This window comes from Stagnihabitans tardus, assembly GCF_009925085.1.
GTDB classification, from domain to species: Bacteria; Pseudomonadota; Alphaproteobacteria; order Rhodobacterales; family Rhodobacteraceae; genus Stagnihabitans; species Stagnihabitans tardus.
This window is the reverse complement of sequence record NZ_JAABNR010000008.1, coordinates 120,591-144,735: the sequence shown is the minus strand read 5'-3', so window position 1 is coordinate 144,735 and position 24,145 is coordinate 120,591. Positions and strand designations below refer to the sequence as shown.

Here is a 24,145-nt window from a genome sequence, read left to right as displayed (position 1 = left end):
ATTGCGTCATGCCTGTCTGCCTCTCGTTTCGTACGGGTCTGCGCCCGATTGACTGCTGATCGATATGGGCCCGCTACCGCAGGCTCAGCGCTTGAAGAGCCCGCCCAGAAGCCCGCGCACCATGGCCTTGCCCGTCTGCGTGCCGATCTGGCGCGCGAAGCTCTTCGCAAAAGCCTCCCCCAGGGAATCCGAGCGCGATGCGGCTCGGCCGCGCGGCTCTGAGGGGCTCGATGCCCCGACAGAGCCGCCCCCCCCGTAAGAGCTGCCGCCACCGATGGCGCCGCCGCCGATCCGGCGGGCGGAAGAATAGACCGGCGCAGACGGGGCCTCCGGCTGCGGCGCGGCGGGCTCAGCCGCCTCTCCCGCCGCCCGGGCCTGGAGCCGCTCATAGGCGCTCTCGCGGTCCACGGTCTTCGCATATTTCGCCTGCATGGGCGAGGAAGCCACCATGGCAGCCCTCACCCCCGCATCGATCGGTCCCAACTGGCTCTGCGGCGGGCGGATCAGGGTGCGCTCCACGATCCCCGGCACGCCCTTGTCTTCCAGGAACGAGGTCACCGCCTCCCCCGTCCCCACGTCGCGTATCGCGGTCGCCGTATCGAATCGCGGGTTCGGGCGATAGGTCTCCGACGCCTTCTCCAGGTCCTTTTGATCCTTGGGCGTGAAGGCCCTCAGCGCGTGCTGCACCCGGTTGCCCAGCTGGCCCAGGATCACCTCCGGGATATCAGCCGGGTTCTGGCTGATGAAATAGACCCCGACCCCCTTCGATCGGATCAGCCGCGCCACCTGTTCGACCTTGGCGATGAGCGCTTTCGGCGCGTCGTTGAACAGAAGATGCGCCTCGTCAAAGAAGAAGACGAGCTTCGGGCGGTCCGGATCGCCCACCTCGGGCAGGGTCTCGAAGAGTTCCGACAGAAGCCACAGCAGGAAGGTCGCGTAAAGCTGCGGCACCAGCATCAGCTTGGAGGCCGCCAACACGTTGATCACCCCCGCCCCATTGGCATCCACCCGCATCAGGTCCGAAAGCTCCAGCGCCGGTTCCCCAAAGATCGCCGAGCCGCCCTGGTTCTCCAGGACCAGCAACTGCCGCTGGATCGCGCCCACCGAGGTCCCCGCCACCAGCCCGTACCGCCGCGAGATCTCCTCGGCATGTTCGGCCACGAAGACCAAGAGCGCCTGAAGGTCTTTCAGGTCCAGGACCGGCAGCCCCTCTTCATCGGCGAGGCGGAAGGCGACGTTCAACACGCCCTCCTGCACCTCGTTCAGATCCAGCATCCGGGCCAGCAGCAAAGGCCCCATCTCCCCCACCGTGGCGCGGATCGGATGGCCAAGCTCCCCCCAGATGTCCCAGAAGCAGACCGGGAACTGCCGATAGGTCAGGTCATACTTGATCGTCTCGGCCCGCTTCTTGAAGGCCTCGTGCAGCTTGTGGGTCTCGCTTCCAGGGGCGCCCACGCCCGAAAGGTCGCCCTTCACATCGGCCATGAAGACCGGAACCCCCGCGGCCGAAAAGCCCTCGGCCAGGACCTGCAGCGTCACGGTCTTGCCCGTGCCCGTGGCCCCCGCGATCAGCCCATGCCGGTTGCCGTATTTCAGAAGCAGGTTCTGCGGCAGAACGTAACCCTCACCCCCGCCGCCCGCGAAAATCCCGTCCATTTTTATGCACCCCGGCTCGTTTTGTTCTCAATTCCTGCTGCATGACAATACATCCTTAACCATTAACCGCCATAACGAAGTCATCGGGCCTGCGACCCTGGTTGCCGCCCGATGACTTCCTCCCTGTCAGACTGCCGCACCTTCGGGTGCGGCTTTTTTCTTTCCAGGGCCCCGCCCCCCTCCGCCCGTTCCCCGTTTCGTGCCGCCAGGGCACCGATTTCCATGCGGATTTCCCGCCAAACCCCATGCGCGCGGAACGCAATCCCGCAAACTTCACGAAGCGGCGAGGATTTTGACACATCCTGTCACAAAGCCTGTTGACGAGGCCAAGAAGCCGACATAACGTCCGATCCATGAAGTCGGCCAGTCCGACAGGGAGCAAAAAAGACATTGAAAAAGGCCCGCACTGCCGCGGGCCTTTTTCCTTTTGCACCCCTGCTTTTTCCTTTTTGGTCAAAGTCTTCGCCCCTCCTCCTCACCCGGGGCGCGAAGCGGTCCGAGGGAAGCCCGCCGATCACGGAAAAATGGGCCTGACGCCGGGGGCTTGCCGTGATAACAGGGGCCGAAATGACCTTCCGCAGGACGATGCCATGATGACCCGCCTGACCCTGACCGCCCTTGCCTTGACCCTGGCTGCCCTGCCGGCCCTGGGCCAGGAGACGACGACTGATTCGGCCCCTGCCGCCGCCGCTGCCCCCGAAGTCTCGATGGGCATCCCCGAGATGCCCGATGCCGCCACGGCCCAGCCCGGCCAGCTTTACCTGGCCTCGAAATCCGAAGCCTGGGAGAAGCGCTGCATCAAGGCCACCGAGGGCAAGGACCCCTGCCAGCTTTACCAGCTTCTGATGGGCGCCGATGGCAACCCGGTGGCCGAAGTCAGCTTCTTTACCCTGCCCGAAGGCGGCCAGGCCGTGGCGGGGGCGACCATCGTCGTGCCGCTGGAGACGCTTCTGACCGCCAATATCCGCGTGGGCGTCGATGCGACCCAGGGCAAGCTTTACCCTTACAGCTATTGCAACATCAACGGCTGCATCGCCAAGGTCGGCTTCACCGCCGAGGAAATCAAGGCGATGCAAAGCGGCAACCAGTCGATCATCACCATCGTCCCCGCCGCCGCGCCGAAAGAGACCGTGAAAATCGCCATCTCGCTCAAGGGCTTCACGGCGGGGCTCGACTCGCTCAGCCAGTGATCAGCCGGGGGCCCCTTTTCAGCCGGGGGCCAGGACCAGCACCGCGTTCAAGCCCCCGAAAGCAAACGACGTCTTGACCACGGCCCGGGGGGAGACCTTCCGGGCCGTCGTCACAAGATCGACCGGGGCGGCGGGGTCCGGCCCCAGGAAGCCCGCCGTCGCCGGGATCGTGCCTTGCAGGCCGAGAAGAACCCCCAGAAGCTCCACCGCGCCGCTGGCCCCGATCAGGTGGCCATGCAGCGATTTCGTGGCCGTCACCGGGATCGGCCCGAAGACACGGGCCAAGGCCTCGGCCTCGCAGCGGTCATTGGCCTGGGTGCCGGTGCCATGGGCATTGACATGGCCGATATCGCCGGGCGTCAGGCGGGCGTCGTCCAGAGCGGCGCGGATCACGGCCTCGGCGGCCGGGGCCGAGGGGGCGACGATATCGCCTGCCTCGGCGCTCATGGCGAAACCGGTGATCTCGGCAAGGATGCGCGCGCCGCGTGCCAGGGCATGGGCGCGCTCCTCGAGCAGGAAGACGGCGGCGCCCTCGCCCATCACCATCCCGTCGCGGCCCTTGGAAAACGGGCGGCAGGCTGTGGGGGAGAGGACCCGCAAGCCCTCCCAGGCCTTGATGCCGCCGAAACAGATCATCGCCTCGGAGCCACCCGCCAGCATCACATCGGCGCCGCCCCGGATCATCTGGAAGGCGAGGCCAATCGCATGGGTCGCCGAGGCGCAGGCCGAGGCCACGGTAAACGACGGCCCCGTCAGCCCCAGGTCGCGCGCCACCAGCGAGGGCGCGGCAGAGGCCATCAGGCGCGGCACGGTAAAGGGATGGACGCGGTCGCGGCGCTCGGCATAGACCGCGCGATAGGCGGCATCGACGGTCTGCAGCCCCCCGCCCGCCGAGCCCAGGATCACCCCGGTCCCGGGCGGCAGATCGGCCCCTGCCACGGCCTGGCGCGCCGCCGCCACCGCCATGGTGGCAAAGGGGTCCGCCCAGGCGCCGAGGTCAAGATCGGGCACCGATGCCCGCGCGCCGATGCGGATCGAAAGCCGGTCAAGGTCGGGCAGGTCCAGGGGGCCTATGGCCGAAGTCCCGGCCTCCATCGCGCGGAAGGTGCCTGACACATCGCCCAGCGGGTTCACCGTCCCCGCCCCCGTCACGACGACGCGCCTCACGTCAGGCGCGCCTCGACCGCCGTCAGGAAATCGCCCAAGGTCACCGGAGCCGCCTCGGCGTCATAGGGCAAGGGGCGGTCCCATTCCTCTTCGATGGCGAAGAGCACCTCGACCATGGCAACGGAATCAAGACCTTGGGCGGCAGGCGGCAAGGTCAGGTCCAGGTCGACGACCGGGACCCTTGCCTGGGCCGCGAGGATTTCAAGCAGGCGGGCGCGGATCATGGCTTGGCCTCGGTCCGGGGGCGCGCCAGGCGACGCAGCGCCTTTTGCAGCGCGATATGGGTGTCCATCCGGATGGCCGGATAGCCCAGAAGCACCCGCCCCGCCGGAGCATTGGTCATGATCTTGGTTCCCGCCCCGGTGATCACGTCATCGCCCACGAAGACATTGTCCACGACCCCCACCTGCCCCGCCAGCACGACACGGTTGCCGATCCGGGTCGAGCCCGCGATGCCGACCATGCCGCACAGAAGGCAATCCTCGCCCACCTCGACATTATGGGCGATGTGGACCAGGTTATCCAGCTTGGTGCGGTTGCCGATCCGCGTGGCCCGGATCGTGCCGCGGTCCAGCGTCGAATTGGCGCCGATCTCGACCTCGTCGCCGATCTCGACCGTGCCGAGGGAATGGATGCGCTCCCAGGATTGCTTCTTGATCTCGCCCCGGATCCCCAGGGTCTGCTTGATCTCTTCGACGCCCGAGACCTCGGGGGTGACAAAGGAAAAGCCGTCCGAGCCGATCACGGTGCCGGGGCCGCAGATGAAGCGGTGGCCGATGGTGACATGGTGCAGGATCCGCGCGCCCTCCAGGATCAGCGCATCGTCGCCGATCACCGCGCCCGCCCCCACCGAGACATGGCTTGCGATGCGCGCCCTTGCGCCGATCACCGCCCCGGGGCCCACCGAGACGAAGGGGCCGATGGCCGCGCCCTCTCCGATCCGGGCGGAGGGGTCGATGACGGTCATCGGATGCACGCCCGGCGCAATCGCGGGCCCGGGGTCCAGCGCGCGGGTCAGGCCGGCCATGGCCAGCCGCCCGCGCGGGGCGATAATGGCGGCGGCAAGCCCCATGGAGCGCCAGTCCGCCCCCGGCCAGACCACGGCCGCCCGCGCCTGGCCCCGGGTCAGACCCTCGGCGTAACGCGGGCTCATGGCCAGGGCCAGGTCGCCGGGCCCCGCCACGTGAGGCTCTGCGGCGCGCGCGATGACAAGGTCGCCCGCCCCCTCATAGGGCGCGCCCATCGCCGCCGCGATCTGTTCGATGGTGAACATCAGGTCAGGCGGGCGTGCCGCCAAAACCGGTCCCGGCCTCTGCCAAAGCGGCGGCCAGTTTCGCATCGCGGCCATAGATGTCGCGGAACCAGTTCATTTGCCCCGTCTCGTCCGGCCAGGCGGTGAAATAGACCAGATGCACCGGGATCGGCTGATCGAAATTCAGCGTCGTCTCGCGCCCGGTGTCCAGGTGCTGCTTGAAGAGGCCCTTCGGGTCATCGGTCTGCCGCGCCAAAAGCACATAGGCCAGGTCGAAGGGAGAGCCCACGCGGATGCAGCCATGGCTGAAGGCGCGCACTTCCTTGGCGAACAAGGGCTTGGTCGGCGTGTCATGCAGGTAGATGTTCCACTGGTTGGGGAACATGAACTTGACCTTGCCGAGCGCATTGCCGTCCGAGGGCGGCTGGCGCAGCGCATAGGGGAAGCTGCCCGGCGTATAGGCGGCGAAATCGACGGTCGATCGGTCGACGACCCGGCCCGCGCTGTCGATCAGCTGCAACTGCCGCTGCGCCCCGGGGTTCTTCTGCAACTGCGGCAGGTATTCCTTGACCACGATCGAGCGCGGCACCGACCAGGTCGGGTTGATCACCATGAACTCCATGAGTTCAGAGAACTCCGGGCTGGCGGTCTCATGGCCGACCTTGCCGATGATGACGCGGGTCTCGAAGGTCACGGCGCCGTCGTCGATGACGCGGGCCTTGTATTCGGGCTGGTTGACGCGGATGTGGCGCGCGCCCAGGGGCGCATTGCCCATCCAGCGCAACCGCTCCATCGCGACGATGACCGACTTCAGCCGGGCCTCGGCGGGGGTGTTCAGCGCCTCGGCGGTGGAGTTGCCGACGACGCCATCCGGCGTGATGCCATGGGCCAGTTGAAAGCGCGAAACCGCCGTCTGGATTTCGGCGTCATAGCTTTCGGTGAAGGAGGCTTGCAGATAGCCCAGCGCGATGAGCCTTTCGCGCAGCGCGACGGCGCGCGCGCCGCTTGTGCCGTGCTCGGTCTCGCTGATCGGGGCCGAGCTGTCGAAGCCGCCCCGGGCGATGATCGCCTCAAGGCGGAATTTCTCGGACATGAGCCGGGCATATTCCGGCGCCTGGGGGGCGAGATTGGCCAGAAGGTCGGACAGGCCGGTCTCGACCTGCGACAGGACCAGGGCGGGATCGGGCCGGGTGATCGTGCGCTTGATGCCGTCGTCGATCTTCTCGGGCGTGAGCGCTCCGGAGGAGAGGTCGCGCACGAAGGACAAAAGCGCCTTGGTCATCCGCGCCTCGATCCGGCCGAGATCGCCTTCGGTCTGGGCCTCGGCCATGGCGCGGCGCAGGGCGGCCGCATCATAGCGCGAAACGGGAAGGCCATGATCGGCGGCCGTGTCGAAGGCCGCCAGGGCCAAGGCGCGGCGCTCGGCATCCTGGGGGCCGGTCCAGAGGCTGGCATGGGCGCGGGCGCGGTAGAAGTCCTGCGCCTCGGCCGCCTCGCCCAGGTCTTCGATCAGGGCTTGCGTGTAGGCCGAGGGCAAGGAAGCCGCCATGAGCGGGCCACCCGCCATGACCGCAAGGCCCGAGGTCATCGCGCGCAGGGCCCCGCGCCGGGTCATTCCAAAGCTCATCGTCCCAATCCCCGCCCGATTCCCGGGTCATCTTCTGGGGTCGAACCCCATGTCCGCCGCTTGTTCAGTTGAGAAAAGCCTAGTCGTTTTCCCCGGGCTTTGCAAACCGCCGCAGGGCCGAAAGCGCGCAATGGGCCGTGATTTTCACGCGAAATTGCGGGTTTGGCCCGGGGATTTGCCCAGCGATCAAGCCCTTTCTTCCGGGTGTTGTGCATTTGGGGGGAATTTTCGGCATATCTTCGCCCTGACATTCAGCGATTTTTTGCCTATGGCTGGCAAGCTTCCCCCATCGGAGAGAATTCCGGGTTTGAGCATGGGGAAAACTATGCCATCAGTGTCTCGCGGCCTTGTGAAGGGGCCGATAAAACGCCGCCGCTCAAGGTGGCTCGGGGATACGGGACAGTCTCATGACCTCTGGTGACAACGCAGTCTTCTCGCGCCGCAACCTGCTGCGCATCTTTGCGACGGCGACTGTTGTTGCGGCGCCGACCTATGCCAAGGCCTTCGGCCTGTTGCGCGGGTCGGGCGATATCCGCCAGGTGAACCTGATCTCGGGCCGCTCGGGCGAGAGCATCAATGCGATCTACTGGATCGACGGGGAATACATCCCCGAGGTCTGCAAGGAGATCAACCATTTCATGCGGGACCTGCGCGCCGACAAGGCGACGAAGATGGACCCGCACAATTTCGACATCATCGCGGCAACGCATCACCTCCTGGACACGAACGAGCCCTATAACCTGCTCTCGGGCTATCGGACGCCCGGCACCAATGCGATGCTGCGCGAGAACAGCCGCGGCGTGGCGCGCAATTCCCTGCATATCAAGGGCCAGGCGGCGGACCTGCGGCTGAAGTCGCGCTCGGTGAGCCAGATGGCCCGCGCCGCCGAGGCCTGCTCGGCGGGTGGGGTGGGCATCTACAGCCGCTCGAACTTCGTCCACATGGATTGCGGCCCGGTCCGCACCTGGGGCGGCTGAGGCGCGCCTGTCACCGGAGACCTGTCCGAAGCGGGCCCTTTCAGTCGGCAGGGCGAGGGCGGAGAGTACAGGGCAAGGGATCAGTCGGCAGGGCCCCGGCCAAATGGGTCCAAGAGAAAAGCCCGCATCTTCGATGCGGGCTTTTCTCTTGGAGGAAGCGCGGCCCGCGCCAAGGGCGCGGGCAACGGCTGGCCTTGATCTGCCATGTCAGGGCTTTGCCTTGTCCCGGCTTCGGAAAGGGCTCGGGCCCGATGAAAAAGCCCAGCCCCTTGCCAGCGCTTGAAGCTTCAAAGTCCCAGGTCGGGGGCAAGAGCTGCGACGCCCCTGCTCACACCTCGTCCGGGTCTTCCGCCCCCTGGTCCATCCCCTGCCCGGGCAGAAGCCCCCAGCCCTCCGGCCGGCCCCGGAAGCCCTGGGCCACCACGAATTTCTCGGACGAATCGCTGCGACTGGCGGGCGGCTTCACATTGGCCACTTTCTTGAAAGCCTTCTTCAGCACGGTCTGCATCTCGGCCTCGGCCCCGCCCGCCAGGACCTTGGCGACGAAAGTCCCCTCCTCCTCCAGCACGTCGAAGGCAAAGCCCAGGGCGGCCTCGATCAGGGCCACGATGCGCAGGTGATCGGTCCCCTTGTGACCCGAAGCCGCCGCCGCCATGTCGGACATGACCACATCGGCCTTGCCGCCCAGCCAGCCCTTCACCAGGGCATCCGCCTCGTCGCTGAGGAAATCGAGCTGGTGCAGCTCGACCCCGGCAATCGGCTCGACCTCTTGCAGGTCGATGCCCAGAACCGTGCCGACCGGCTTGCCCGCCCGCTCTCCCAGCGCATTCACCCTGGGCACCGCCACCTGGCACCAGCCGCCCGGCGCGCAGCCAAGGTCCACGACCCGCGCCCCCGGCTTCAGGAACCCATAGCGGTCATCCAGCTCCATGATCTTGTAGGCCGCACGCCCCCGGTAGCCCTCTTTCTTGGCCCGGATGACATAGGGGTCGTTCAACTGCCGCTCGAGCCAGAGCGTCGAGGACAGTTTGCGCCCCTTGGCCGTCTTGACCTTGACCCGCAGGTCGCGCGTGCCCCGGCCCGAGGTGTTCTTCCCGGATGTGGTCTTGTCGGTCATAGGAAAGGTCCATCTTCCAGAACGCCATCGGCGCTCATCTGTGCATACAACAGCCCCTCGCGCAGCCCCCGGTCGGCCACGGACAGGCGATCCGTCGGCCATATCCGCATCAGCGCCTGAAGGATAGCCGCCCCGGACATGATCAGCGTGTGCCGATCCCGTCCGATGCGCGGATCGGTGCGGCGCCCCTCGGGGCCAAGGCTCAGATAGTCGCGGATCACCAGGTCGATCTGGTCCGAAGTCATGACCAGGCCGTCCACCTTGGCCCGGTCATAGCGGCGCAAGCCAAGGTAGCTGGCCGCAACCGTCGTCACCGTGCCAGAGGTCCCGATGATCTGGAACCCCGCCTTGGGCTGGGCCGACTTGGCCGGGTTGAAATTGGCCAGGCTCTCCTCGAAGAACCAGGACATCAGGGCAAAGCGCGCCGCATCGTCCTCGACATCGCCGAACTGGTCCTTCAGCGTCGCCACCCCCAGGGGCACCGAGATCCAGTCCACCACCCGCGCATCGCCCGCGCCCTGCCCGTCGAAGCCCTGGCTCAACCGCATGATCGACCGGGGCCGATCCTCGGGCGCCACGCCCGAGAGGTCGATCCAGACCAGCTCCGTCGAGCCACCGCCGATATCGACGATCAAGAGCTGTTCCGAATCCCGCCGCACCAGGGGCGCGCAAGAGATCACCGCCAGCCGCGCCTCTTCGACGGCCGGGATGATCTCGATCACCAGACCCGTCTCGCGCTTGACCTGCCTTATGAAGTCGCGCGCGTTCTTGGCCCGCCGGCAGGCCTCGGTCGCGACCAGGCGCATGCGCCTGACGCCATGCTTCTCGATCTTGGACTGACATATCCGCAAAGCCTGGATCGTGCGCCCCATCGAGGCGCGCGACAGCTTCCCCGAGGCCTCGAGCCCGGCGCCAAGCTGCACGGTCTTGGAAAAGCTGTCCAAGACCAGAAACTGACTGCCCCGGGGTTGGGCAATCAGCATCCGACACGAATTCGTCCCCAGATCGACCGCGGCATAAAGCCCGGTATCCGGGGGGGGAGGGGCCGACGTCACCGGCGCCGGGGAGCTTGGCGGTGAACCCGCCTGCTCGACCCTTGGCCGATTTGCGCCCGCCCTCCGGGGACGCCTGGGCGCCATGTCGCCCTCCATCTTCAGTTGCCCCCAACGTAACGATGATATGTCGGCTTCTCAAGGGCGCATTCACCTTTGGCCGCACCGAAGGGCCCGCCGTGCGCCCGTCATGCGCCTGTCGCGTTAGCCCCTCTCCATGTCGAAATCCGGCTTCGCTTGTCGCAAATTGGCGTTACACAGGGGGAAAGACCCATGAAGCGGAATCAACCAGATGCCCGAAGTCACCATCGTCTACTGGCGCGACATCCCGGCCCAGGTCATCGTCGGCAAGGGCCGCGCGGGATCCAAGGCCAAGCTGTCCGAACGCTTCGAACAGGCGATCGACCGCTGCGCCATGAAGATCGGCGCGCGCGATTCGGATGCTTACCTCGCGGAATGGCGCAAGGCGGCGTCCTATGCGGTCGAGGGCGAGCCTGCCGAAGTGGCGGCCCAGGTTGCCGCCGAAATCGAAACCACCTATGACACCGAGCGGCTGAAAACGCTCATCAACGCAGAGGGTTGGGCGAAAGCCTGACGTGACCCATGGCCCTGTTCAATTTCCGTCGTGACACCGCGCCGCAAGGCGTCAATGCCGAGGTCGAAGCCTTTCTGAAGGGCTATTCGATCGAGGTCATGCCGCGCACCGCCGAAAAGGTCGAGGATTTCCGCGCGATCCTGCCCAAGGGCACCCGCGTCTATATCGCCCATATCGACGGCACGCCGATCGAGGACATGGTGGCCACCGCCAAGCGCATCGCGGGCGAGGGCTTTGACGTCATGCCCCATATCCCGGCGCGGATCATCAAGGACAAGGCGACCCTGGCCGACTGGATCGCGCGCTACAAGGCCGAGGCCGGGGTCAAGCAGGCGCTGCTTCTGGGCGGCGGGATTCCGACGCCTGCGGGCGATTTCGACAACTCGATGCAGCTGATCGAGACCGGGCTCTTCGACGGCTTCGAGCGTCTCCATGTCGCGGGTCACCCCGAGGGCAACAAGGACATCGACCCCAAGGGCGGCGACGAGGTCGTGATGAAGGCGCTGGCCTGGAAGAACGCCTGGGCCGAGCGGACGGATGCCAAGGTCGCCGTGGCCACGCAGTTCTGTTTCGAGGCTGGCCCCGTGATCGAATGGGCCAACAAGCTCTCGGCGGCTGGCGTCAAGATCCCGGTTCATATCGGCGTGGCGGGTCCGGCCAAGCTGCAAACCCTGATCAAATTCGCCATCGCTTGCGGCGTCGGCCCCAGCTTGCGCGTCTTGCAAAAGCGCGCGATGGATGTGACCAAGCTCTTGATGCCCTATGAGCCCACGGAATTCGTCACCGAACTGGCCGCCCATGCCGCCAAGACCCCGAATTTCAACATCGAACAAGTCCACTTCTTCCCCTTGGGCGGCATCAAGACCAATGCCCAATGGGTGACCGACAACGGCGGCGCTTCGGGCGTCCCCGCCAACGCCTGAGGAGAGCGTCATGACCCGTACCGTCATCGAATCGAAAACCAAGACCGTCGTGATCGGCTTCGACGAGCCCTTCTGCGTCATCGGCGAGCGCATCAACCCCACGGGCCGCAAGAAGCTGGCGCTGGAGCTTGAGGCCGGGAACTATGAGACCGTCATCAAGGACGCGCTGGAGCAGGTGGCTTGCGGCGCGACCGTCCTGGACGTGAACTCGGGCGCGGTCTTCACCAACATGATGGCGAAGGACCCGCGCTATGCCGACAACAACTTCGTCGAGCCGCCCCTGATGAAGGCGCTGATCGAGATCGTCCAGCAGACCGTCGACGTGCCGCTTTGCATCGACTCTTCGGTCCCCGGCGCGCTGGAATCGGGGCTGATGGCCTGCGAGGGGCGTCCGCTTCTGAACTCGGTGACGGGCGAGGAGCACCGGCTGGAGCTGGTTCTGCCGCTGGTCAAGAAATACAACGTGCCGGTCGTGGCGATCTCCAACGACGATACGGGCATCTCGGAAGACCCCGATGTCCGCTTCGCCGTGGCCAAGAAGATCGTCCAGCGCGCCGCCGATTTCGGCATCCCGGCGCATGACATCGTGGTTGACCCGCTGGTCATGCCGGTCGGCGCCATGGGTTCGGCGGGCCAGCAGGTCTTTGCGCTCGTCCGTCGCCTGCGTGACGAACTGGGCGTGAACACGACCTGTGGCGCCTCGAACATCTCCTTCGGCCTGCCGCATCGTCACGGGATCAACGGCGCCTTCCTGCCCATGGCGATCTGCGCCGGCATGACCTCGGCCATCATGAACCCGGTCCGCCAGCAGGAGATGGAGGCGATCCGCGCCGCCAACTTCCTGATGAACCACGATGCCAACGGCGCCGAGTGGATCCGCTTCGCCAAGGTGCTGGAGGCCGTCGAGGCCGGTGCGACCTTCGCCGAAGCCTCGGCCGCTCATTCCGCCGCCGCCTCGGGCCGCCGCGGTGGCCGCCGCTCGCGCGGGGCTGCGACCGAGGGCTGAGCCCCCCATGGCCCGCAGTCCGCTGCGGGCCTAGAATTTCTGGGTCAGGCTGAAACCCACGGCCTGGCCCTGCTCGCCCCCCAGGGCCCAGGAATGGCGCAGCCACAAGGCGATCTCGGCCGTGCCGATCTCGCGCCGCATGATCAGCGTGACCGGGGCGCTGAGGGTAACCGCCTCGCTGTCCAAGGACACAAGGGCAGAGCGCAGGCGCATCTTGTGCCAGTTCGCCTCGACCCCAAGGCCCAGGCCCGTTTCCCAATGCCGCCCCCGGTGCCAATAGAACTGCTCGGCCCGGACACCGATGCTGACCCCCACCATGCGCGCCGGATCGGTGAAGACGCCGATGCCATCGGGCAGGTCCGCGATCAGGGGTGAGAAGCGCAAGAGCACATGCGAATCAGGGCGGCAGCGGCCGGCCGTTACCTCTGTCACGCGAAACAATTTGACCCGCGTCCCCTGCCGCAAGGTGTCGTCCAGAAAGCCCCCGCCGACGCCCGACAGCCCGGGATTGTCGCCGAGGAAGTCGCGTTCGGTCTTGTTCATCGCGGCCCATTCGCCCGATTCCACGCCATAACGCAGGTTCGTGCCCGCGCAATTCGTCCAACCGAGGGCAAAACTGCACGAAGGCAGCGCCACGAGCGCCAGAACGATCAGAAGTGCGTTAACTTTGATTAAGCTTTTCATGCATTTAGCATCACCCTAAGTTACCTAACGGGGCGTAAACGGTGGGTGATTTCTTTGACAAAAGTCGATCTATCGGGGCGCCTGGTCGCGGGCCTCGAGGGCACGCTTGATGCCGATTTCACCTTCCATCTGAACAGCGCAGAGGCGCTGGCCGGGCTGCCCGCGGCCCTGGAGGGCACGGTCGAGGCGCTGGAGATCTCGGCCCAGAAGCTGCGCCAGGAATGGACCTCGGCCTCGGGCCAGGCCTACCAGGTCGAGATCCTGGCCCAGCGCATCGGCCCCATCGCCTCGCTGGACCAATTGCCCGAAGCGCTCGACCGCGCTTTCGCCGAGGGCAAGGTCGTGCGCTTCGAGGTCTTTGCCGGGGACCGCAGCCTTTGGACCACGGAATTCGCCGTCAATGGCTGGCGGGCGACCAGCGGGGGACAGGTCATCACGGTGCTGGGCGAAAGGCCGGACTCCTTTGCGGCGCTCTGCGCGCTGCAAGACGTGGTGCTGAAGGTCCAGGATTTCGCCACGGCCAGCCCCGAGGCGCAGGAGGCCTGGCTGGCCGAGATGATGGCGCAGGGAATGACGGCCCTCTCCTTGCAGGACCGGGGGGAGGAGGTCTTCGGCTTTCAGGTGCAGGGACGGGTGGCCTCGCTTTGGCTGGGCGATTACCGGATCGCGGTGACGGGCGCGCTTGCGGCCTCACCCGGGCTGGCGATGTCCTTGATGGGGGTGGTGCGGCAGCTCGACCGCGAGGGCCGGCTTGACCTTGCGCCGCTGGCGGGGCTGTCGGTCGAGAGCCTGACGATCCGTGACGCGGCGGGGCATGATCTGCTGCGGACCGGGGCGCTGAACGACACGGATCTGCGCTTCGTCTTGAACGGGCGCGGCTATGGCGAATGGCTCTCGGGCCAGAGGGACGCGGGCGACGATGTCCTGGCGGGGCGCGCGGGCAATGTCGCGAGCCTGATCCTGGGCCAGGCGGGCGACGACCGGCTTTACGGCAAGGCGGGGAATGATGCGCTCTTGGGCGGCGAGGGCAACGACACGCTCTTTGGCGGGCCGGGGGATGACCGCATCCGGGGGGGCGCGGGGGTGGACCGGGTGATCTATGCCACGACCACGCCCGTGACGGTCGATCTGCGCCGGACCGTGGCGCAAGAGACGGGCCTCGGGCGCGACCTGCTGACCGGGGTCGAGGAGGTCACCGGCGGCACGGCGGGCGATCACCTGCACGGCTCGGCCGGGGCCAATCGGCTGGAGGGGATGGAGGGCGACGACCGGCTGGAGGGGGATGCGGGCGATGACCTGCTCCTGGGCGGTGGCGGCAGGGATTGGCTGATCGGCGGGAGGGGCTCGGACCGGCTGGACGGCGGTTTTGGGCCCGACCTCTTGACCGGGGGCGCGGGCGCCGATCACTTCGTCTTTCGCGCCGGGGCGGGCCAGGGCATCGACCGGATCACCGATTTCGAGATCGGGGTCGACCGGATCACGCTGGAGGCGGGCTCGGCGCCCTGGGCCGGGCTGACGGCCTCCGAGATCGTCGCTGAGTTCGGCCTGGTCTTCGAGGACCGGGTGGCGCTGCGCCTTGGGGAGGGGCAGATCATCGTCCTCGATGGGCTGCACGGTCTGGAGGGGCTGGCAGGTGCCATCGACCTGGTCTGATCAGCGCGCCTGGTCCATCGCGGGGCGCAACTGGCTGAGCAGGTTGGCCTCCGTGATCGGCCCCGCAAGCCGCATCACGATCTTGCCCTCGCCGTCGATCACGAAGGTCTCGGGCACGCCGTAAAGGCCCCAATCCAGCGCCATCCGCCCCTCGTCCGCGCCGATCTTGGCGAAGGGATTGCCCATCTCCTCCAGGAACTTCTGCCCCGCCTCGGGCTTGTCCTTGTAGTTGATGCCATAGATCGTGACGCCCTCGGCCTTGAGCCGCTCCAAGAGCGGATGTTCGGCCCGGCAGGGCTGGCACCAGGAGGCCCAGAAGTTCACCAGTTTCAGCCCCGGCTGGCGGAGGTCGGCATCCGTGGGCGCAGGCCCCGCGCCAAAGGCCGTCACCGTCACCGCAGGCGCCTCCTTGCCCAAAAGGACCGAGGGCAGCGAATCGTCCTTGCCCGCCGCCTGGTCGGAAAGCTTGGGCAGGATCACCGCACCGATCAGGGCGGCAAAGATTGCGACGGGCACGAAGTAGAGCGGTTTGAAAGCCATCAGTCAAAGGTCCTTTCCAAGGCTTCCAGCGCGCGCCTGGCCTTTGCGCCCTGCCAGAGCGACACGCCGATCAGAAGCGCGATCAGCCCCAGCGAGGCGCCATAGGCCGCCAGCACGGTGAAGGCATATTTCCCAAGATCCGGCATCATGCCAACCTCTCCCGCGCCATCAGCGCCCTGACCCGGCGCAGGCGGATATGCATCCGGGTGCGCAGGAAGACCAGGGCCACGAACAAAAGGAAGAACCCGGTGATGCAGGTGACCAGAGGCCAGGCATAGACGCCCGAGACCTCGGAGCCTCCGGCCACCGAGAGCGAGGCGCCCTGGTGCAGGCCCTGGTTCCAGAAGAGCACGGCATAGCGCGACAGGAAGGCGAAGACAGAGCCCACGATACACAGGACCGAGGTCAGGTCGGCGGCGGTGTCGGGGTCTTCGATCGCGGCCCAAAGCGCCTGGTAGCCGAGGTAGAAGAGGAAGAGGATCAGGAAGGCGGTCAACCGCGGGTCCCAGGCCCACCAGGTCCCCCACATGGGCTGGCCCCAGATGGCTCCGGTGACAAGGCCGATGAGCGTGAAGGTCATCCCCACAGGAGCTGCGGCGCGGGCGGCGAGCGCGCTGACATGGTGGCGCCGGATCAGCCAGATCAGCGAGCCCGCCAGCATCATGAACCAGGCCCCGATCCCCAGCATGGCGGCGGGGACATGGAGATAGATGATCTTGACCGTCGAGCCCTGCTTGTAATCATCCCCGGTGAAGAAGAAGCCCCAGGCGAGCCCGCCCAGCACCAAGGCCGCCGCAAGGCCCGAGACCCAGGGCAGCAAGAGCCCCGAGGTCGTCATGAACCTCTTGGGATTGGCATAGTCCCAGATCGACATCAGCACCCCCTTGTGCGGGCCGCAAGGGCTCCGCCGACTGCACCCATGGCCCCCGGGGGCCCAAACCCTGCCCCGCCGACTGAAGGACGGACGCGGCCTGAGACGTTCCCTGCCCTGCCAGCGGCATTTTGGCAATTCACCAAGTTGTCAGGAAAGCCGAAAATCGCAGGCCTTCCGGCAGCGGGGCCAGCCGCAAGCCGGACCTGCCCCCGGCCAGGCCCTGGCGCCCCACGCCGCCTCATTTCAAATTCGCCCGCAAGGCCGCCGCCGTGGCAAAGGGCAAGAGCGCCAAGGCCCCCAGCGAGATCCCCGCCAGAAGCAGCATCGGCGCCCCCGCAGCCAGGCCCGCCGCGCCCCGCCGCACCGCCTCGGCCCCGAAGATCAGCGTCGGCACATACATGGGCAGGACGATCAGCGACAGGATCAGCCCGCCGCGTTTCAGCCCCACCGTCAGGGCCGCCCCAAAGCAGCCGATGACCGAGAGCGCCGGAGAGCCCAGGATCAGCGAGCCCAAAAGCCAAGGATAGCCCGCAGGCGGCAGGCTCATCAGGAGCCCCAAAAGCGGCGCGATCACCACCAGGGGCAGCCCCGTCACCAGCCAATGCGCCAGCGCCTTGACCAGGGCCACCCCCTCCAGGGGCAGGGGCGAGACCGCCATGAGATCAAGCGAGCCATCCTCGAAATCCAGCGCGAACATGCGGTCAAGCGAGAGAAGACAGGCCAGGAGCGCGCCAACCCACAGGATCCCCGGCGCGATCTGCGCCAGAAGCGCGCCCTTGGGCCCGACACCCAGGGGCACGAGGACGGCCACCATGAGGAAAAAGGCAAGGCCAAGGCCGAAGCCCCCGCCCGCCCGCATGGCCAGCCGCAAGTCCCGTGAGAGAAGCGCGATCATCGGCGGGCTCCGTCATGAAAGGAAGAGAGGGAAAGCCGAGCCCCGCCCAGGGCCCTCTCCGGGCCCGACAGGACGCCATAGTCCGCCGCAGGCTCTCGAGCCATGGCGCCAGCCGGACGGAGCGGGGCAATGACAGGCCCCCCCAGTCGGCAGGGCGAGGCCTGGCGCGCAGCCCCGAGCGTGCCGTCGGCAGGGCGCCCCCCCAGTCGGCGGAGCCTGGCCAGTCGCCCCGCCGCTGCGGTGCAGTCGGCAGGGCGCCCGCCCAGTCGGCAGGGCCACGCAGGGCGCCAGGCCCCGGCCGCGCAGTCGGCAGAGCCCTCCCCCAAAGGCAACCAGGCCCCGCCCCTCATGCGAAGGCCTCGTCGAAAGCCCCGGTCTGGCGCGGCTTGGCGCGGTAGGGGCCAAGCTCCAGCACGCCCGCCTCGGGCAGGCCAAGGTCGATATGGGTGGCCAGGACCGCAGCCCCTCCCCCCGCCAGATGCAAGCGCAGCATGGCCGCGAAAAGCCCGACCGAGGCCGCATCGAGGCTCACCGTCGGCTCGTCCAAAAGCCACAGCCGCCGCCCCGTCACCATCAGCCGCGCCAGCCCCAGCCGCCGCTTCTGCCCGGCCGAAAGATCCGCCGCCCGCCGCTCGCGCAAGCTTCCCAGGTTCATCGCCTCCAGCGCCGCCTGAACCGCGCCCGCCCCCCCCGGCACCGCAACCCCATGGACCCGCGCCCAGAAGGCCAGGTTCTCGGTCACCGTCAGCATGGCCTTCAGCCCATCGGCATGGGCGGCATAGGTCAGGCTCTCGCCCTCGACCACCACCTCCCCTTCCAGCGGAGGCTGCAAGCCCGCCAGGGTCCGAAGAAGCGTCGTCTTGCCCGCGCCATTGGGGCCCCGCAGCACCAAGGCCGCACCGGGCATGAGCGCAAAGCTCACCCCCTCCAGCAAGGCCACCCCGCCCCGCGCCACGGCCAGATTCTGCACCTTCAACATGCCCCATCCCTAGCCTGTTCCGGCCGCCACCGGAACCCCTTGCCCCGGGACACCCGGTCGCAGGGCAGCAAACAAAGCTCCGTCACTTCGCTGTTGCAGAAAAAACCTAGACTGACGGCGACGGAACCGACCCGCACCGCCGTTTCACCGAAAAGACCCCGGGAGACCGATATGTCCGCCCTTTCCGACCTGAGCCGCGACTTCCTGCCCGACCGCACCCAGTCGGCCCCGGTCGCGCGCCGCCATTTCCCCGCGCTCTTCCTCTCGGACCTGCACCTGGGCTCGCGCGCCTGCCGCGAGGAGCTGCTTTTGTCCTTCCTGCAAAGCCATTCGGCCGACAGGATCTATCTGGTCGGCGATATCCTCGACACCTGGATGCCGGTGCGCCACTGGTCGGCGCGCCAGCAGGACATCCTCTCGCTTCTTTTCGCCCGGGGCCGCGAGGGCGCGCGGCTGATCTATACGCCCGGCAACCACGATGCCTTTTTCCGCCGCTTCATCGGTCAGGCCTTGGGCGGGGTCGAGATCGAGGACCGCCTGATCCATGAGACCGCCGAGGGGCGCAGGCTGCTGGTCGTGCATGGCGACGAGGGCGATGTCTTCGAGACGCATTTCCCCCGCATCACGCGGCTGGTGGCGCGGGTGGATGGCGCCTTCCGGGGCGCTGTGGCGGGCTGGAACCGGGTCCGGGCGCGGATGGGCCTCGCGCCCTCGCGGCTCGCGGACCTCGTGGTGAAATGGGTGAACGATGCGGCGCGCGCCTGCGACGATTTCGAGACGCGGCTGTCCGGCATCGCCCTGGCGCATCAGGCCGATGGCATCATCTGCGGCCATTTCCACAAGCCCGCCCTGACCGAGCGCCCGGATGCGCTTTATGCCAATTGCGGCGACTGGGTGGAAAATGCCACGGCCCTGGTCGAAACAACGGGCGGGCGGCTGGTCCTGATCGACTGGGCCCTGGCCTCGCAAGCCCAGGGGGTGGAAATTCCCCATTCCAAGGCGCATATCGGGCTCAGCCCGGCCTGAGAGAGGTGTGCCCTGTCGATCCTGCTTGCCTTCGCAGCCCTTTGCCTGGTGCTGCAATATGTCGGAACCGGCCTCGCGCTTTGGGCCCTGTCCCGCGCGCCCGGGCCGGGGGCGCCTGCGCCCGTCACGGTCCTGCGCCCGATCTGCGGGCTGGAAAACAACCTGGCCGAGACGCTGGAGAGCACCTTCTCGGCGACAGGGGATTACGAGGTGATCTTCTGCGCGGCCTCTCCCGATGACCCGGCCATCCCCCTCGCCCGCGAGATCATGGCGCGCCATCCGGGCGTGCCGTCCCAGGTCCTGGTGGGCGATGACAGGGTCTCGGGCAATCCGAAGCTGAACAACCTGGTCAAGGGCTGGAAGGCCGCGCGCCACGACCGCATCCTGATGAGCGATTCCAACGTGCTCTTGCCGCCCGACTACCTGGCGCGCTGCCTGGCGGAGTTTCGGGCGGATACCGGGCTCGTCTCCTCTCCGCCCATCGGCATAAGGCCCGAGGGCTTTGCGGCACGGCTGGAATGCGCCTTCCTGAACACCCACCAGGCGCGCTGGCAGATGGCGGGCAGCGCCTTGGGCCAGGGCTATGCCCAGGGCAAAATGCTGTTCTGGCGGAAAGAGGTGCTGGAACAGGCGGGCGGCATCGCGGTCCTGGGGGCCGAGATGGCCGAAGATGTGGCCTCGACCAAGGTGGTGCGGGCGGCGGGGTTGAAGGTCCGCCTGCCGGGGCGCTTCTTCGAACAGCCCATCGGCCAGCGCGACCTCGCCACGGTCTGGAGCCGCCAGGTCCGCTGGGCCAAGGTGCGGCGCATGGGCTTTCCGGCGCTTTACCTGCCCGAGGTCCTTGCCGGCGCCGCCCTTCCCGCCCTGGCGCTGGCCCTGGCAGCGCCCTGGGCCCTGCCCGGCTTCCTGGTCCTGTGGTATCTGCCCGAGGCCATCCTCGCCGCCCGCGGCGGCTGGCCGCGCCAGGTCGAGGATGTGGCGGCCTGGATTTTGCGCGATGCCTTGAACCCGGTCCTTTGGGTCAAGGGCTGGATGGGCAATTCCTTCGAATGGCGCGGCAATGCCATGTCCTCCGAGGCGCCGAGATGACGCTGGAAGGGGTCCAGCTTCTGATGCAGAGCCATGGGCTTTGGGTCGTGGGGCCCTTGGCGGTGATCGAGGGGCCCATCGTCACGATCATCGCGGCCTGGCTTGCGAAAGCGGGCTATATGGGGCTGGCCAGCGTCTATGTCGTCTGCGTGTTGGGCGACCTGGTGGGGGACGCCATGTATTACTGGATCGGGCGCGCCGGGCCCAAGATCCTGCCCGAACGCTGGTTGCGCAAGCTGGGCATGACCGAGGCGCGGCAGATGGCGCTCTCGGCCCATTTCGCCGAACGGGGGGGCAAGACGCTGCTTTTCGGCAAGTTCACCCATTCGACGGGCCTGCCCATCATGCTGGCCTCGGGCGCCGCGCGGATGGATTTCCGCGCCTATATGCTGTGGAATTTCATCGGAACCGTGCCGAAATCGGCGGTCTTCGTGGGGCTTGGCTGGGTCCTGGGTTCGGCCTATGCGGCGGCCGATACCTGGATCTGGCGCGGCTCCCTGGCCCTGGGGCTGGTGGGGCTGGTCGTGGTCTTCTGGATGTGGAGGCGCAAATCCGCCTGACCTGCATCATCCCGGCCTATAACGAGGCCGCGCGGCTGGGATCTGTCCTGCAGGCGGTCATCGGCCATCCGCTGATCGACGAGGTCCTGGTGGTCGATGACGGTTCCTCGGATGGCACCTCCGAGGTCGCGCGGGGCTACCCGGTGCGGCTGATCACGCTGGCGCAGAACGGCGGCAAGACGGCGGCCCTCGCCCGGGGCTTTGCCGAGACCGCGTCCGAGGTCGTTCTGCTGATCGACGCCGACCTCGTGGGGCTTTCGCCCGCGCATCTGACGGCGCTGATCGCGCCGGTGAAGGAGGGGCGGGCCGCCATGTCGATCTCGCTCCGCGACAATGCGCCCGGGCCCTGGCGCTGGATCGGGCTGGACTACATCTCGGGCGAGCGGGCGATAAGGCGCGACCTGATTGCGGGCCAGGACGAGGCCTTGCGGCGCCTGCCGAAATTCGGCTTCGAGGTGTTTTTGAACGGGCTTGCCATCAAGGCCGGGGTGAAGATCGCCGTCGTGCGCCTGCCCGGCGTGGTGAGCCCGTTGAAGTCGGCGAAATACGGGTTTTGGGCGGGGATTTGGGGCGATGTGCTGATGATGCGCGACCTCTTCCGCGCCGTGCCGCCCCTGGGGCTGATCCGGCAGATCATCGCGATGCGGCGCATGCGGGTCTGAGCGGGAAACAGGGGGCGCTCGCTGTCGCTCGCGCCGCTCTGCGGACCCAGATCGGGGGGCTGCCGCCCCCCGAGCCCCCCGCTTCAAGGGGAGCACGCTCCCCTTGAAAATCCCCGTGGATATTTTGGAAAAGATGAATGGGGGGCGCTTTGCCTCAAGTCCCGGTGGGGTCCGGGGAGGGGCGCCCCCTCCCCGGTCTTTTCTGTCAGGCCTTCACCCTTTCGCCCTTGGGGTCGTAGAGGGGGGCGAAGGTGACCTGGGCCTTGTGGCGTTCGGAGGCGACTTCGAGCTCCCATTCCCCCTCGTCCAGGAAGGCCTGGTCGACGCCCGGGCGGCGGATGAAGCCCAGGCCGATGGGACGGTCCAGCGTATGACCATGGCCGCCGGAGGCCAGCCAGCCCATGCGCTCGCCGTTGCGGTAGATCGTTTCGCGGCCAAGGAGGGTGACGTTCGGATCGTCCACCCAGAAGGTGGCGAGGCGCTTCTTCACGCCCTCGGCCTCTTGGCGGAGGAGCGCCTCGCGGCCCTTGAAGGGGGTGCCGCTTTTCAGCTTCACCGCCCAGCCGAGGCCCGATTCCAGGGGCGTATGGTCCGGGCCGATCTCGGCGCCCCAGGCGCGGTAGCCTTTCTCCAGGCGCAGGGTCTCGATGGCGCGGTAACCCGCCAGCGTCACCCCCTGCCCCATCAGCGCATCATAGACGCTCTGGGCGACCTCGACGGGCATATGCAGCTCCCAGCCGAGCTCGCCGACATAGGTGACGCGCAGCGCGAGGACGGGACAAAGGGCGACCGAGATGGTCCGGGCGGTGCCGAAGGGGAAAGCCTGGTTCGAGAGGTCATCGGGGGTCAGGACTTGCAGGACCTCGCGCGCCTTGGGACCCATCAGCGACAGGACGGCCAGGCCCGAGGTCACATCGGTCAAGTGGCAATCGCCTTGGAGATTGCGGGAGATCCAGTTGAAATCGCGGGTCGCAAAGCCCGTTCCGGTGACGATGTAATAGTCGTCGGAGCCGAGGCGCGCCACGGTCACATCGGCCTCGATGCCGCCCTTGTCGTTCAGCATCTGGGTATAGGTCAGGGTCCCCGGGGCGCGCTCCACGCGCCCGGCGGCGATCCAGGACAGGGCCTTTTCCGAATCGGGCCCGCGCAGGCGGAACTTGGCGAAGGAGGTCTGGTCGATCAGCACGCAGCCGGTGCGCGCGGCATGGTGTTCGCGCTTGACCGCGTCGAACCAGCCGGGGCGGGTGTAGCTGTAGACATCGCGCGGCTCTTCGCCCTGCGCGAACCAGTTCGGCCGCTCCCAGCCGAGCTTTTCGCCGAAGACGGCGCCTGCCGCCTTCAGGCTGCCGTAAAGCGGCGAGCGGCGGGTGGGGCGGGCCGAGGTCATCTCCTCGGAGGGCCAGGCGATGGTGTAATGCTTGCCATAGGCCTCCATCGTGCGGGCCCGCACCCAGTCGGTCGAGCGGTGATGGGGCCCAAAGCGGCGGATGTCGACGGGCCAGAGATCGTAGGGCGCGCTGCCCGTGGCGACCCATTCGGCCAGCGCCATGCCCGCGCCACCGCCAGAGGCAATCCCAAAGGCGTTGAAGCCCGCGCCGATGAAGATGCCCTGCTGCTCCGGCGCCTCGCCCAGGATGAAATTGCCATCGGGGGTGAAGCTTTCGGGGCCGTTCAGGAGCTGTTTCACCCCCGCCGTCTCCAAGGCGGGGACGCGGTAGATCGCGTCTTCCATGAACTGGGAATAGTGGTCGAAATCGGGTTGCAGGGTCTGGAAATGGAAGCCCTCGGGGATGCCATTCTGCGCCCAGGGCTTGGGGTTGGGCTCATAGCCGCCCCAGACCAGGCCGCCGACCTCTTCCTTCCAATAGGTCAGCCGGTCGGGGTCCCGCAGGGTCGGGAGGTTGGAGGTCACGCCGGGGACCTTTTCGGTGATCATGTATTGATGCTCGACCGAGACGAGGGGGACATTCACCCCCACTGTGGCCGCCAGCGCCCTTGTCCATTGGCCCGCGCAGATCACCACCTTTTCGCAAGTGATGACCCCTTGGGCGGTCTCGACGCCTTTCACCTTGCCGTCTTCCACGATGATCCTTGTGACCGGCGTGTCCTCGAAGATCTTCACGCCGGACATGCGGGCGCCCTTGGCCAGGCTTTGGGTGATATCGGAAGGGTTGGCCTGGCCATCGGTCGGCAGGTAGGCGGCGCCCACGAGGTCGTCGATGCGCATCAGGGGCCAAAGCTCCTGCGCCTCCTTGGGCGTCAAAAGATGCATCTCCAGCCCGAAACTATGCGCCGTTGTGGCCTGGCGCTTGACCTCGATCCAGCGGTCGGCATTGCAGGCAAGACGCAGGCCGCCGTTCATCTTCCAGCCCGTGGCAAGGCCGGTCTCCTCGGCCAGGCGTTTGTACAGGTCCACCGAATAGCCCAGAAGCTGGGTGATATTGGCCGAGGTGCGCAGCTGCCCCACCAGCCCCGCCGCATGGAAGGTCGTGCCCGAGGTCAGCTTGGCGCGCTCCAACAGCACGGTATCGGTCCACCCCAGTTTCCCCAGGTGATAGGCGGTCGAACAGCCAATGATGCCGCCGCCGATGATGACGGCTTTTGCAGTGGTGGGAAGCATG

24 protein-coding genes are annotated in these 24,145 nt (G+C 67.2%); 10 read left to right on the top strand and 14 right to left on the bottom strand.

Annotated features, from left to right (window positions below; translation table 11 throughout):
• Positions 1-84: 84 nt before the first annotated feature.
• Positions 85-1,656 (bottom strand): helicase HerA-like domain-containing protein, encoded by a 1,572-nt coding sequence (locus GV832_RS10285; protein WP_168774762.1) that lies wholly within the window; start codon positions 1,654-1,656, stop codon positions 85-87.
• 590 nt (positions 1,657-2,246) lie between these two features.
• Here GV832_RS10285 and GV832_RS10280 point away from each other — a divergent pair.
• The gene (locus tag GV832_RS10280) at positions 2,247-2,846 is read left to right on the top strand and encodes an invasion associated locus B family protein (protein ID WP_168774761.1); all 600 of its coding nucleotides are present in this window, start codon (positions 2,247-2,249) and stop codon (positions 2,844-2,846) included.
• Between the two features lie 18 nt (positions 2,847-2,864).
• On the opposite strand, the gene GV832_RS10275 is transcribed toward GV832_RS10280, so the two are convergent.
• The 4 genes from GV832_RS10275 to GV832_RS10260 are packed head-to-tail and all read right to left on the bottom strand — an operon-like array spanning position 2,865 to position 6,880.
• A complete protein-coding gene (locus GV832_RS10275) occupies positions 2,865-4,013 on the bottom strand; it encodes a beta-ketoacyl-[acyl-carrier-protein] synthase family protein (RefSeq protein WP_168774760.1) in 1,149 nt (382 codons plus the stop codon).
• Positions 4,010-4,237 (bottom strand): acyl carrier protein, encoded by a 228-nt coding sequence (locus GV832_RS10270; RefSeq protein ID WP_168774759.1) that lies wholly within the window; start codon positions 4,235-4,237, stop codon positions 4,010-4,012. Before GV832_RS10270 ends, GV832_RS10275 begins: the two co-directional genes overlap by 4 nt.
• Complete coding sequence (locus GV832_RS10265) at positions 4,234-5,289, bottom strand: UDP-3-O-(3-hydroxymyristoyl)glucosamine N-acyltransferase (RefSeq protein WP_168774821.1); 1,056 nt, start codon at positions 5,287-5,289, stop codon at positions 4,234-4,236. Before GV832_RS10265 ends, GV832_RS10270 begins: the two co-directional genes overlap by 4 nt.
• Before the next feature lies 1 nt (position 5,290).
• Positions 5,291-6,880 (bottom strand): L,D-transpeptidase family protein, encoded by a 1,590-nt coding sequence (locus tag GV832_RS10260; protein WP_227754348.1) that lies wholly within the window; start codon positions 6,878-6,880, stop codon positions 5,291-5,293.
• Positions 6,881-7,299: 419 nt separating this feature from the next.
• Between GV832_RS10260 and mepK the strand changes: the two genes are divergently transcribed.
• Positions 7,300-7,869, top strand: coding sequence for a peptidoglycan L,D-endopeptidase MepK (mepK, locus tag GV832_RS10255; RefSeq protein ID WP_168774758.1), 570 nt, complete (start codon positions 7,300-7,302; stop codon positions 7,867-7,869).
• A gap of 328 nt (positions 7,870-8,197) precedes the next feature.
• On the opposite strand, the gene GV832_RS10250 is transcribed toward mepK, so the two are convergent.
• Positions 8,198-8,986, bottom strand: coding sequence for an RlmE family RNA methyltransferase (locus tag GV832_RS10250; RefSeq protein WP_168774757.1), 789 nt, complete (start codon positions 8,984-8,986; stop codon positions 8,198-8,200).
• Complete coding sequence (locus GV832_RS10245; RefSeq protein WP_168774756.1) at positions 8,983-10,125, bottom strand: Ppx/GppA phosphatase family protein; 1,143 nt, start codon at positions 10,123-10,125, stop codon at positions 8,983-8,985. The genes GV832_RS10250 and GV832_RS10245 overlap by 4 nt, the downstream gene beginning before the upstream one ends.
• A gap of 205 nt (positions 10,126-10,330) precedes the next feature.
• On the opposite strand from GV832_RS10245, the gene GV832_RS10240 reads away from it, so the two are divergent.
• The 3 genes from GV832_RS10240 to GV832_RS10230 are packed head-to-tail and all read left to right on the top strand — an operon-like array spanning position 10,331 to position 12,562.
• Positions 10,331-10,633, top strand: a complete 303-nt coding sequence (locus GV832_RS10240) for a virulence factor (protein ID WP_168774755.1) — start codon at positions 10,331-10,333, stop codon at positions 10,631-10,633.
• Between the two features lie 8 nt (positions 10,634-10,641).
• Positions 10,642-11,556, top strand: coding sequence for a methylenetetrahydrofolate reductase (locus GV832_RS10235; RefSeq protein ID WP_168774754.1), 915 nt, complete (start codon positions 10,642-10,644; stop codon positions 11,554-11,556).
• Between the two features lie 10 nt (positions 11,557-11,566).
• A complete protein-coding gene (locus tag GV832_RS10230; protein WP_168774753.1) occupies positions 11,567-12,562 on the top strand; it encodes a methyltetrahydrofolate cobalamin methyltransferase in 996 nt (331 codons plus the stop codon).
• A gap of 30 nt (positions 12,563-12,592) precedes the next feature.
• Here the strand turns inward: GV832_RS10230 and GV832_RS10225 are convergent, their stop codons facing one another.
• Positions 12,593-13,246 carry a hypothetical protein gene (locus GV832_RS10225; RefSeq protein WP_168774752.1) on the bottom strand — a complete coding sequence of 218 codons (654 nt, stop codon included), beginning with the start codon at positions 13,244-13,246 and terminating at the stop codon, positions 12,593-12,595.
• A 54-nt stretch (positions 13,247-13,300) separates the two neighbouring features.
• Between GV832_RS10225 and GV832_RS10220 the strand changes: the two genes are divergently transcribed.
• Entirely contained in the window at positions 13,301-14,899 is a 1,599-nt protein-coding gene (locus GV832_RS10220; protein WP_168774751.1) for a calcium-binding protein, read from the top strand.
• Here GV832_RS10220 and GV832_RS10215 read toward each other — a convergent pair whose 3' ends face one another.
• The 5 genes from GV832_RS10215 to ccmA all read right to left on the bottom strand — a co-directional run bounded on the left by GV832_RS10215 (position 14,900) and on the right by ccmA (position 18,187).
• The gene (locus GV832_RS10215) at positions 14,900-15,439 is read right to left on the bottom strand and encodes a DsbE family thiol:disulfide interchange protein (protein ID WP_168774750.1); all 540 of its coding nucleotides are present in this window, start codon (positions 15,437-15,439) and stop codon (positions 14,900-14,902) included.
• Positions 15,439-15,588 carry a heme exporter protein CcmD gene (gene ccmD / locus GV832_RS10210; RefSeq protein WP_168774749.1) on the bottom strand — a complete coding sequence of 50 codons (150 nt, stop codon included), beginning with the start codon at positions 15,586-15,588 and terminating at the stop codon, positions 15,439-15,441. The genes GV832_RS10215 and ccmD overlap by 1 nt, the downstream gene beginning before the upstream one ends.
• The gene (ccmC, locus tag GV832_RS10205; RefSeq protein WP_168774748.1) at positions 15,585-16,313 is read right to left on the bottom strand and encodes a heme ABC transporter permease CcmC; all 729 of its coding nucleotides are present in this window, start codon (positions 16,311-16,313) and stop codon (positions 15,585-15,587) included. Before ccmC ends, ccmD begins: the two co-directional genes overlap by 4 nt.
• Positions 16,314-16,551: 238 nt before the next feature.
• Positions 16,552-17,208 (bottom strand): heme exporter protein CcmB, encoded by a 657-nt coding sequence (gene ccmB, locus GV832_RS10200; protein ID WP_168774747.1) that lies wholly within the window; start codon positions 17,206-17,208, stop codon positions 16,552-16,554.
• A 346-nt stretch (positions 17,209-17,554) separates the two neighbouring features.
• Complete coding sequence (gene ccmA, locus GV832_RS10195; RefSeq protein ID WP_168774746.1) at positions 17,555-18,187, bottom strand: heme ABC exporter ATP-binding protein CcmA; 633 nt, start codon at positions 18,185-18,187, stop codon at positions 17,555-17,557.
• 171 nt (positions 18,188-18,358) lie between these two features.
• On the opposite strand from ccmA, the gene GV832_RS10190 reads away from it, so the two are divergent.
• The 4 genes from GV832_RS10190 to GV832_RS10175 are packed head-to-tail and all read left to right on the top strand — an operon-like array spanning position 18,359 to position 21,524.
• Positions 18,359-19,213, top strand: coding sequence for a UDP-2,3-diacylglucosamine diphosphatase (locus GV832_RS10190; protein ID WP_168774745.1), 855 nt, complete (start codon positions 18,359-18,361; stop codon positions 19,211-19,213).
• A 48-nt stretch (positions 19,214-19,261) separates the two neighbouring features.
• Complete coding sequence (locus GV832_RS10185) at positions 19,262-20,302, top strand: ceramide glucosyltransferase (protein ID WP_168774744.1); 1,041 nt, start codon at positions 19,262-19,264, stop codon at positions 20,300-20,302.
• Positions 20,299-20,862: a DedA family protein gene (locus GV832_RS10180; RefSeq protein WP_168774743.1), complete on the top strand. Its 564-nt coding sequence runs from the start codon at positions 20,299-20,301 to the stop codon at positions 20,860-20,862. Before GV832_RS10185 ends, GV832_RS10180 begins: the two co-directional genes overlap by 4 nt.
• Positions 20,841-21,524: a glycosyltransferase family 2 protein gene (locus tag GV832_RS10175; protein WP_354001946.1), complete on the top strand. Its 684-nt coding sequence runs from the start codon at positions 20,841-20,843 to the stop codon at positions 21,522-21,524. Before GV832_RS10180 ends, GV832_RS10175 begins: the two co-directional genes overlap by 22 nt.
• A 205-nt stretch (positions 21,525-21,729) precedes the next feature.
• On the opposite strand, the gene GV832_RS10170 is transcribed toward GV832_RS10175, so the two are convergent.
• A complete protein-coding gene (locus GV832_RS10170; protein ID WP_168774742.1) occupies positions 21,730-24,144 on the bottom strand; it encodes a GcvT family protein in 2,415 nt (804 codons plus the stop codon).
• Position 24,145 lies beyond the last annotated feature (1 nt).